Origin of the sequence: Mesorhizobium sp. M0659 (genome assembly GCF_040320605.1) — a bacterium.
GTDB lineage: Bacteria > Pseudomonadota > Alphaproteobacteria > Rhizobiales > Rhizobiaceae > Mesorhizobium.
Map to the genome: position 1 here is coordinate 1 of NZ_JAMYPY010000050.1, position 10,170 is coordinate 10,170.

Genomic DNA, 10,170 nt, shown 5'->3' on the forward strand with positions numbered 1-10,170 from the left:
GGGGGGGGGGGGGGGGGGGGGGGGGGGGGGGGGGGGGGGGGGGGGGGGGGGGGGGGGGGGGGGGGGGGGGGGGGGGGGGGGGGGGGGGGGGGGGGGCGGGGGGGGGGGGGGGGTGTGCCGCCCCGACCTGACATCATTCAAACACGCAACGCGGAAAATAGAACGACACCACCCAATTCGGCATGTCGACGATCTCGCTGATGCGCAGATCACCACACACCGAGGCCAGCATATAGGCCTCGACCGGATCAATCTGGTAACGCCCAGCGAGCAGATCGACCATCTGCGCCACCGCCTCCTTCGCGCCCGCCATCAGATCCGGCCCAATCCCCGTCGTCACCTCGTAACCCTTGGCGTCGAGATGGCGCGTCACCGGGCCCGGCGTGGTGAAGCGCGGCGTCTTCAGCCTGGCGTCCTTGACAAGGTCGAGCTTGAGCACGACGTCCATCGGGCTCTCGATCGCCGTGCCGCAGACCTCGCCATCGCCTTGTGCGGCGTGCGTATCGCCGACCGAGAACAGCGCGCCGGCCACCTCAACCGGCAGATAGAGCGTCGTGCCGGCAGCGAGATCGCGGATGTCGAGATTGCCGCCGACCCGCCGTGGCGGCACCACCGAGTGAAGCCCCATCTCAGCCGGCGCATTGCCGATGGTGCCGGCGAACGGCTTCAGTGGCACGCGCGCGTTTTTCCCGAACAGCGCCGGTTCGAGCGCGGCTGCATCGTATTTCCAGATGTTCAGCGCCGGTTCCGTGAAGTCGTCGGCGAGCAGGCCGAAACCCGGAATGTTCGCCGTCCAGCCGAAGCCGGACGGTTTGAACATCTCGATCGTCACCTTGAGCGCGTCACCCGGCTCGGCGCCCTCGACGAAGATCGGCCCGGTCACCGGGTTGACCCCGGCGAAGTCGAGCTTGGCGATTTCGGCAACCGTGCTGTCGGCGTTCAGCTGGCCGCCGGCGGCATCGAGGCACTGGAACTCGATGGTCGCGCCGGGCGCCACCCGCTCGGCCGGGACAAAGGAATTGTCCCAGCCGAAATGGTGGTGGCGCCCATGGATGGTGTAGTCGCAGTTATTGCACATCTTTTACGTACACATTGTCGTAGTTGATCGGGATATGGACCGGGTCGACATAGAGGTTGTCGGCGCCGCCCATGCGCGCGGATTTCATGGTGAAGCGCTGTTCGTTGAAGACCGGCGCCCAGGGCGCGTCTTCCATCACCTTGTCGTAGATGGCGCTCCACATCTTGTCGCGTTCGCCGGCCTTTGCCGGGTCGACCACCGAATCCGCCTCGGCCGCCTTGGCGTCGAGATCCTTGTTGCAATACCACGACCAGTTCCAGCCGCCGGGCACCGCGCCGGCGCAGCCGAGGATCGGGCCGTAGAAATTCGACGGATCGGGGAAGTCGGCGATCCAGGCCATGCCGCCCGACCAGATCATCGGCGCGCCGGCCTTGTCACCGCCGGCGGCGATGACATTGGCCTGCGCCAGCGACTGGATGCTGGCCTTGATGCCGATGGCCGCCAGGTCCTGCTGGATCGCCTGGGCAATGCGCGGGTTGGGATCGGTGTTCATGGCGAACAGCTGCGTGTCGAAACCATCGGGATGACCGGCCTCGGCCAGCAGCGCCTTGGCCTTGGCTACGTCATAGGGATAACCTTTGTATTCCTTGTCGTAGCCCGGCATCGACGGCGGCAGCGGCTGGTTGGCCGGCACGGCGCGGCCGTTGATGATCTGGATGATGCGCGCCTTGTTGAGCGCCATGTTGACGGCCTGACGCACCTTCACATTGTCGAACGGCGCCATGGTAGTGTTCATGGTGACGTAGCCGGTGTGCAGCTGACCGCCTTCGACGACGCGCGCCTTCTGCTCGGGATCGGCCATCACCTCCTGGAATTTTGCCGGCGGAATGCCGTCGCCGGGCACATCGATCTCGCCCTTCTGCAAGCGCAGCAGCGCCACGATCGGTTCCTGGCCGATCTCGAAGGTGATCTTGTCGAGATGCGGCAGGCCCTTGTGCCAGTAATCCGCATTGCGCTCGAAGACGATGCGTTGGCCGAGTGTCCACTCGGCGAGCTTGAAGGCGCCGGTGCCCACCGGATGCTTGCCGAAATCGGCGCCATATTTCTCGACCTCTTCCTTCGGCACGACATGGGCGAAATTGATGGCCATGACATGCAGGAAGGTGGCGTCGGGCCGGGTCAGCTCGAACTTCACCGTGTAGGGATCGACGACGGTGACGCCGGAAAGGCCTTCGGCCTTGCCGGCGGCGACATCGTCATAGCCCTTGATCGAGCCGAAGAAGCCAGCGCCGGGGCTCTGCGTCTTCGGATTGGTGACGCGGTCAAGCGAATATTTCACGTCGTCGGCCGTCATCTCGCGGCCATTGTGGAATTTCACGCCATGGCGCAGCTTGAAGGTGAAGGTCTGGCCGTCGGGCGAAATCTCGTAGCTTTCGGCGAGGTCGGGCTTCAAATTGGTGGTGCCCGGCTCGTAATCCATCAGCCCATCGAACAGGCTCTTGATCATCGACCAGTTCTGCCAGTCATAGCCGATCGCCGGATCGAGGGTCGCAACATCGTCCTTGTAGGTGATGGTGATGGCGCCGCCTTGCTTGGCGTTGGGATCGACCGTGTCTTCGGCGCGGACGCTTGTCATGCCGAGCATGAGGGCCAAGGCGGATGCCGCGACTGTGGATGCGAGAAACTTTTTCATTGTTGTGTTCCCTTTCTCTGTTTCATTTTCATCTGAGCTTGATGCGGGGATCGATGAACGGCGCGATGATGTCGGCGAGCAGATTGCCGAGCACGATGGCGAAGGCCGACACCAGCGTGACGCCCATGATGATCGGAATGTCGACGCGCTGGATCGCCTGCCACGCCAGCTGACCGATGCCGGGCCAGCCGAACACGCTTTCGACGACGACGATGCCGCCCATGAAGATGCCGATGTCGATGCCGATCATGGCGATGACCGGCAGGATGGCATTCGGCAGTGCGTGGCGGAATATGATGGCGCTGCGCGCCAGGCCCTTGGCCCGCGCCGTGCGGACATAATCCTGGCGCAGGACGTCTATCATCGACGAGCGCATCATGCGCGCATACCAGCCGGCGCCGAGTACGCCCATGGTCAACGACGGCAGCACCAGATGGCGCCATGTGCCGTAGCCGCCGATCGGAAACCAGCTTAGCCGCACGGCAAAGACGTAGAGCAGCAATAAGCCGACGACGAATTGCGGCGCCGAGACGCCGACGAAGGAGGCCACCATCAGGGTCTGGTCGGTGGCGGAGCCGCGCTTGACGGCGGCGATCAGCCCCATGCTTAGACCGATCAGCAACTCGCACAATATGGCGCCCACCATCAAAAGCAGGCTGGCCGGCAGCCGCGAGACGATGAGCTCGGTAACCTCCGAGCGCTGGATGTAGGAGCGGCCGAGATCGCCGCTGATTAGCTTCGTCAGGTAGTGCCAATACTGGACGACGAAAGGCTGGTCCAGGCCGAGCTGCTGGCGGATGTTTTCCACGGTCTGCGGCGTAGCACTGCGGCCGGCGATCTGCCGCACCGGGTCGGCCGGCAAGAGGTAGAGCAGCGCAAAAGTGATCAGCGAGACGCCAAGCAGGATGAGCAGCGACTGGATCAGCCGGCGGCCGAGATAGGCGATCATGACCGGCCCCCCATTATTCCCGGCCCCTTTGCGTCGGATCGAGGATGTCGCGCAGCGCGTCGCCGATCAGATTGAAGGCCAGCGCCAACGCCAGGATTGCGGCGCCGGGGAAGAACACCAGCCAGGGCGCGGCCTGGAAATAGGTCTGGTTCTCGAAAATGATGTTGCCCCACGACGCCGTCGGCGGCTGCACGCCGATGCCGAGGAAGGAAAGCGTCGCCTCCAGCAGTACCGTGGTGGAGATGCCGAGCGTGCCCCAGACGATGATGGTGGGCAGGAGATGCGGCAGGATGTGGCGAAACAGGATGCGCGGCGCACTCGCCCCGATGCTGCGCTCGGCGTCGATGAACTCGCGTTCGGCCAGCGACGATGTCTCGGTGTAGATGACACGCGCCGTCTGCACCCAGTTGACCAGCGCGATGACCATGGCGACGATCCACAGGCTGGGCTGAAACACTGCCGCCAGGCAGATGGCGAGCAGCAGCGCCGGGAACGCCATCATCAGATCGGTGAAGCGCATCAGCGCGCTGCCGATCCAGCCGCGGAAATAGCCTGCGGTGACGCCCACCAAAGTGCCGATCAAAAGCGCCACGCCATTGGCGACGATGCCGATGATCAGCGAGGTGCGGGCGCCGTAGAGGATGCGGGTCAAGAGGTCACGTCCGAGCAGGTCGGTGCCGAGCCAGTACTGGGCGCTGGGCGGCAGCGGCGAGCCCTCGATGGTCAGGCCGTCGAACATCTGCTCGTTGGGGTCATAGCCGGTCAGCCGGGGCGCCAGCACAGCGCCGGCAAGGACAATGGCGACGATGACCAGGCCGAGCAGCGCGAGGCGGCGTTTCACCAGCCGGCGCCAGACACCGGCGCGCGGTTTTGCCGGCATGCGCACCGGTAGATCAGGCGCGATGGGACTGGTCATCGCCGCCTTCTTCCCCCGTCGCTTCCTCGCTTGTCATTCCCACGATCCGACGCGCGGCATCCTCGACGCTGATCTGCCAGCTCATGGCCAGCGAACGCAGCTGCGCATAGGCGCGCTCGTCGTCGCTGCCTTTCGACAAGGCCGTCACCGCGCGCACGATGGTCTGGCGCTCGGCGACGCGCTGGCGCAGCGACGCTATCTCGCCGGCTAAATGTTTTCGGGCCTCGAAACTCTGTCTCGCGATCAACAGAGCGCTGTAGACGCCGGCATTGCCGACCGGCTTCAGCAGCTGCGCATCGGCCTTGTGCGACAGCGCCCATTCGATACGCCCCGGCGCCTCGGAACCGATCAGCGCCACCAGCGGCATCGGCGCCTCGCCCGGCTTCCACGGGAATTGCTCGTCGAAACCGAGATCGGCATCGAAGAAGACGAAATCGGCGGCGAGAGCTTCCGGCGGCAATTCCGGCCAGCAGTCGATCGTAGCCAGGCCGATGGCCGACAATTGCCTGGTGATTGCCTGCACCGTCGGATGCGGGCGATGCAGGATGAAAGCCCGCGCGCCGCCGAGATTGGGGATGCGCGTCCGGGTCATGACACCACTCTCAGGCGCGGACGGCCGAATGTCTTGGCGGGGTCGTAGCGCGACAGATATGGATCCGGCGCGACCTCATCCTCCTGGCTGACGACCTCGAAGAAGCCATCGGCGATCCGGCCGATGATCACCGGCAGCGTCGCGTGCTGGGAATGTGCGTCGATGGCGATCGGCCCGAGCCGGGTCGAGAAGCGCCGCTCGGCGAAGGCTTTGGAAAATTCCGCCGGGCCGGCATCAGTGTCGCGCGACAGCACGTCGGCCATCACCTGCACCGAGGCATAGGCCGAGGCCTCGAAGGACGAAGCGAAGGCAGCCGGCCGGGGCGCGAAATAGGGCCCGACCGACAGATGCCCTTTCCCTCTCTCGCCGATCGCCGGCAACTCGCCTTCGGTGAGGTTGCAGGAGATGACGGGGCAGTTTTCCGGCCTGAATGCCGCATCCTTATCGCCCAACTCGCGGTAAGCCGCCAGGAAGGCGTAGGATGAGGTGCCGATCAAATTGTTGAGGATGAAGCTCGGCCTCGTCGCCCGGATTTCCGCGATGAGCCGCGACACGTCAGTCTCGCCGATGCGCAGATAGCGCTCGCCCAGCACTTTGCCGCCGGCATCCGCGATCAGGTCGCGCGCCACGCGGTTCATCTCCCAGCCCCAAATGTAGTTCGAGCCGAGCAGGAAGCCGTTGGCGCCGAAACGCGGCACGACATGCGCCATCAGCGGAACCAGGTGCTGGTTGGGGCAGGCGTGCATGTAGACGACATGCTCGTTGGCCTCGAACCCTTCATAGGGGCAGGCATACCAGAGCATGCCGCCGGCCTTCTCCAGCACCGGGATGGTTTCCTTGCGGCTCCACGAGGTGACGCAACCGACGACATGGCGCGCGCTGCTGGTCCTGAAAATGTCCTCGCACAAAGTCGCGTAGCGATCGGCATTACTTTGCGGATCGCGCTCGACCGGAACCAGTTCGATGCCATAGCTCCGATCGGCATTGATGTCGGCGATGGCGCGCATGGCGCCCATCCGGCACGCATCGGAGACCAGCTGGTAGCTGCCCGAACGGGAATACAGGATGCCGATCTCGATACGCCGTTGCAAACCGATCCTCAGAAATGACAATGCCCCGCAGCCAGCGCCGGAGGGCGAGGCATGCGAGGCATATTTGCCGCCCGGCGACCAAGGCCGGTATTTTGCGCTAGCGTATTCGGTCCGGCGGGTCAGTCAAGCGGGAAAGTACGTGGTCATGGGATCGGCCTTGTCCGACTGATTCTAGTTCCGCAGCGTGAACATCAAAGGCGCCACGACAGCCGTCCCGGCCTTCTCAGCCGGTGGCGCGGGCACCGTCGCACCCTGCAGAATGCCGAGCGCGGCGCGATCGAGATCGGCGTCCCCCGAAGATCGTGTCAGCCGGACGGAGGTCACCTTGCCCGAAGCGCTGACGACGAAGGTCACATTTGCGGTACCCACGGCGCGCCGCGACCTTGCCGCGCTCGGGTAGCGCTTGTGCCGATTGATCCATCCGATCAGCTGGGAGTTCCATTTGCTTGCACTGACTGATGATCCACTCGATTGCGAAGCCTTTGGCGCCGACGCCTTCGCCACTGCCTTTTGATCGACACTGGCGGTCACGACCGCTTCCGCCGGCGCGGCCTTTTCCTTCTTCTCTTTCTTTGCTTTCGGCTTGGGTTTTTCGGCAGCCTTCTTCGCCTTCTCGATCGGCTTGGTCTCCACCGGCGTGGTCTCCACCGGCTTGGTCTGGGGCGGCGGAATGACCACATCCGGCGCTATGGTCGGGACGATGTCGGGCACCACCTCATCCAGCGGCGGCGATTGATCGGGCTGCTCGGCCGCTGCCGTCTCGATCGGAGCGGCGGGTTGAACCGCTTCCGTCTTCTCGGTGACCGGCTCCGGCTGACCGGGCTCGGGCTCCACGACGGGCTTGAGTTCGGCAACCGCCTCCTCGATCTGGTTCGGCGGCTCGGGCGTCACCACGTCGGCCATCGAGTCCTCCTGCACCGCCGGCGCCACCATCATCGGCGACAGCTCGATATCCACAGCCGGCGGCGGGCCGCCATCGGCCATGTTGGCCAGGCTGAAGCTCTGGACGGCATAGACGATCGCGACATGCGCGCCGACAATGACAATGGCCGCAGCCGCCCACAGGCCAATTTCGCGCACGCCGGCGCGCGGCGCCGCGGGGGCGGCGGCGGCCAGTTGCGTCACGGGGCGGCGCCCGGGTGCGCCGCGGATGCGTCCGCCGGCACCGTCTCCAGCCCCACCAGCGCGATCTTCAGATAACCGGCGCCGCGCAGCAGGTTCATCACCTCCATCAGCTCGCCATAACCGACCGCCTTGTCGGCACGCAGGAAGATGCGGGTCTGCTTGTCGCCCTTGGTTCTGCCGTCGAGCACCGCGGCGAAAGCCTGGCGCGGCACGCTGTCATTGCCGATCGCCAGCGTCAGATCGTCCTTCAACGTCAGGAACAGCGGCGTTTCCGGCCGGGGTGCTGGCGTCGCCGTCGAACCCGGCAGATCGACATTGACGTCGACTGTCGCCAAGGGGGCAGCGACCATGAAGATGATCAGCAGCACCAGGATGACGTCGATGAACGGGGTGACATTGATCTCGTGGTTTTCTTCGAGATCGCCATCGATAGCCTCGCGAATTCTAGCCGCCATGGCCCATCACTCCGCCGCCAGCGCGGGCGCCTGCGGCACCGTGCGGAAATCGAGATCGCGGCTGACCAGCCGTTCGACCCCGGCCGAGGCATCGGCAAGGAGCTGCCGGTAGCCGGCTATCGACCGCGCAAAGACGTTGTAGATGACCACCGCGGGAATGGCCGCGACCAGGCCCATCGCCGTGGCGAGCAGCGCCTCGGCGATGCCGGGCGCGACGACCGCGAGGTTGGTGGTCTGCGCCTGCGAGATGCCGATGAAGGCGTTCATGATGCCCCAGACGGTGCCGAACAAGCCCACGAAGGGCGCCGTCGAGCCGATCGTCGCCAGCACGCCGGTGCCGCGCGACATGCGCCGCGCCGCCGCCGCTTCGATGCGCGACAGGCGCGACGTCACGCGTTCCTTCAGCCCGTCGCCGGTGACATGGCCGAGCGCACCGGCCGAAAGGGCAGTCTCTTCCTCGGCCGCCCGCACCAAAAGCGCACCGGGGCCGCCACTGTTGCCAAGCGAGCGCCCGGCCTGGCGCAGTGTGGCGGCATTGCCGATGGCGCGCGCAGCGCGCCGGGCGCTGAGCTTGCCGAAGAGAATCTCCAGCGATTTGGCCAGCCACACCGTCCAGGTGACGAGCGAGGCGAAGGCCAACCCGATCATCACCGCCTTGACGATGATGTCGGCGGCCATGAACATGCCCCAGGGCGACAGATCGTGCGGCAGCGTCAGCGATATTGCCGAAGGCTCGGCCTGCGCGGATGCACCGGGCTGGTTTGCCGGCTGGGGCGCGGTCGGCGCCGCCTGCCCGGCAGTTGGCGAAGCCGGCGCGACAGGCGCAGCCGGTGCGGGCTGTTCGACTACGGTTGGCGCCGACTGGGGATCTGCAGCGGGCACCGTCGTCACCCTGGGCTGCGTGTTTGGCTGCTCTTGCGCAGCAGCGCTGCCGGCCGACAGCATGACCGCGGCCAGCGCCGCCAACAAACCATTTCTGGACACGCTTCGTCCTCGCTTCGTTATTGCACGTAGCCGATCGGCTGGCCGGTGACGGGATGCGGGAACACCCCCATCTCGACCCCGAAAACTCCAGCCACGGATTCTGGCTTCTCTCAAACGCGGCACAGCCGCTGGAAAACAATTCAGGCGGCCGAGTGCCCCTGCTTGACTATAAAACATGAGTTTAGTAGTCAACAAACAAGATGGCTTTTTTGGCCAACGATTGTGGGCGCGATGTCTCAACGGCACATCGTCCTGGGATCGGTCTACCTGGTGTCGTCGCACTGAGGGATGGACGGCCGCAGGGTTGCTGGGCCACGATACCGGGCAGCAATTGAGGCAGGCTGCGATGATCAAGGCGATACCGTTCGATTTCCCCTATGACGGCCGGCTGGTGCCGGCAAACACCGCGCTGCTGGTCATCGACCTGCAGGAGGATTTCCTCTCGCCGACCGGCTATTTCGCCAGGAAGGGTTATGACCCCGCGCCGCTGCGCGCCATCCTGCCGACAGTTAACCGGCTGATATCAGCGGCACGTGCGGCCGGCCTCACCATCATTTACACCAGGCAGGGATATCGCGGCGACATGGCCGACATGACGCCGTACGAGAGATGGCGCCGCAAGCGGGCGGGTCTCGAAGGCACCGACGTGCTGCTGCGCTCCGGCCCCGGCTTTCAGATCGTCGCCGAGATCGACGTCGCGCCGCACGACATCATCGTCGACAAGACCTGCAACAGCGCCTTCACCTATACGGATCTGGAGCTTGTGCTGCGCGCACGCGGCATCACCCATCTGATCTTTTCCGGCTGCACGACCGATGTCTGCGTGCACACGACGCTGCGCGAGGCCTGCGACCGCAATTTCCAGTGCCTGACCATCGCCGATGCCTGCGCCAGTGGCGACCAATACGCGCATGACGCGGCGCTGCATATGGTGACGGTGGAGGACGGGTTATTTGGTACGCTGACGGAATCTGGCGCGGTGCTGGAGGCGCTGGAGCGGTCGAGTGGGAAAGCTGGTTAGATTACCAAAGCGAAGGCGTTGGGAACCATTTGACGCTGGAGGGGCAGCACCCCCCTCTGGCCTGCCGGCCATCTCCCCCGCAAGGAGGGAGATCAAGTGCTCAACCGCTTTCGCCACTCTCCAACGTCGAAGAGCTGAGCGATACCTCGAAGCTGCCAATCTCCCCCCTTGCGGGGGAGATGCCCGGCAGGGCAGAGGGGGGTGTGAAGGAACGCTACGAAATAGCTTTCAGGTTGTGTGCGTCAAGTTCTGCAAAATGGGGCGGCCATGATGCTGGTCATGCGGCTTGGCGCAGAGCGAGCTTCTTGTGCTCGCGCAGGTCGTCC

10 protein-coding genes are annotated in these 10,170 nt (G+C 65.1%); 1 reads left to right on the forward strand and 9 read right to left on the reverse strand.

Annotation, left to right across the window (positions count from 1 at the left end; translation table 11 throughout):
* Window positions 1-133: 133 nt before the first annotated feature.
* The 9 genes from NKI31_RS31605 to exbB all read right to left on the reverse strand — a co-directional run bounded on the left by NKI31_RS31605 (window position 134) and on the right by exbB (window position 8,823).
* Window positions 134-1,078 (reverse strand): acetamidase/formamidase family protein, encoded by a 945-nt coding sequence (locus tag NKI31_RS31605; RefSeq protein ID WP_023700176.1) that lies wholly within the window; start codon window positions 1,076-1,078, stop codon window positions 134-136.
* Window positions 1,068-2,663 carry an ABC transporter substrate-binding protein gene (locus tag NKI31_RS31610; protein WP_444849001.1) on the reverse strand — a complete coding sequence of 532 codons (1,596 nt, stop codon included), beginning with the start codon at window positions 2,661-2,663 and terminating at the stop codon, window positions 1,068-1,070. The genes NKI31_RS31605 and NKI31_RS31610 overlap by 11 nt, the downstream gene beginning before the upstream one ends.
* Window positions 2,664-2,739: 76 nt before the next feature.
* The gene (locus tag NKI31_RS31615; RefSeq protein WP_023668591.1) at window positions 2,740-3,660 is read right to left on the reverse strand and encodes an ABC transporter permease; all 921 of its coding nucleotides are present in this window, start codon (window positions 3,658-3,660) and stop codon (window positions 2,740-2,742) included.
* Between the two features lie 13 nt (window positions 3,661-3,673).
* Complete coding sequence (locus NKI31_RS31620) at window positions 3,674-4,576, reverse strand: ABC transporter permease (protein ID WP_023668590.1); 903 nt, start codon at window positions 4,574-4,576, stop codon at window positions 3,674-3,676.
* The gene (locus tag NKI31_RS31625; protein ID WP_352653433.1) at window positions 4,554-5,168 is read right to left on the reverse strand and encodes an ANTAR domain-containing response regulator; all 615 of its coding nucleotides are present in this window, start codon (window positions 5,166-5,168) and stop codon (window positions 4,554-4,556) included. Before NKI31_RS31625 ends, NKI31_RS31620 begins: the two co-directional genes overlap by 23 nt.
* Window positions 5,165-6,259 carry a transporter substrate-binding protein gene (locus NKI31_RS31630; RefSeq protein ID WP_352653434.1) on the reverse strand — a complete coding sequence of 365 codons (1,095 nt, stop codon included), beginning with the start codon at window positions 6,257-6,259 and terminating at the stop codon, window positions 5,165-5,167. Before NKI31_RS31630 ends, NKI31_RS31625 begins: the two co-directional genes overlap by 4 nt.
* Window positions 6,260-6,430: 171 nt before the next feature.
* A complete protein-coding gene (locus NKI31_RS31635; RefSeq protein WP_352653435.1) occupies window positions 6,431-7,384 on the reverse strand; it encodes an energy transducer TonB in 954 nt (317 codons plus the stop codon).
* Window positions 7,381-7,839, reverse strand: a complete 459-nt coding sequence (gene exbD, locus NKI31_RS31640) for a TonB system transport protein ExbD (RefSeq protein WP_023726082.1) — start codon at window positions 7,837-7,839, stop codon at window positions 7,381-7,383. Before exbD ends, NKI31_RS31635 begins: the two co-directional genes overlap by 4 nt.
* 6 nt (window positions 7,840-7,845) lie before the next feature.
* Entirely contained in the window at window positions 7,846-8,823 is a 978-nt protein-coding gene (exbB, locus tag NKI31_RS31645) for a tonB-system energizer ExbB (protein WP_352653436.1), read from the reverse strand.
* Window positions 8,824-9,169: 346 nt separating this feature from the next.
* Between exbB and NKI31_RS31650 the strand changes: the two genes are divergently transcribed.
* Window positions 9,170-9,844, forward strand: coding sequence for a cysteine hydrolase family protein (locus tag NKI31_RS31650; protein WP_352653437.1), 675 nt, complete (start codon window positions 9,170-9,172; stop codon window positions 9,842-9,844).
* Window positions 9,845-10,170: the final 326 nt, after the last annotated feature.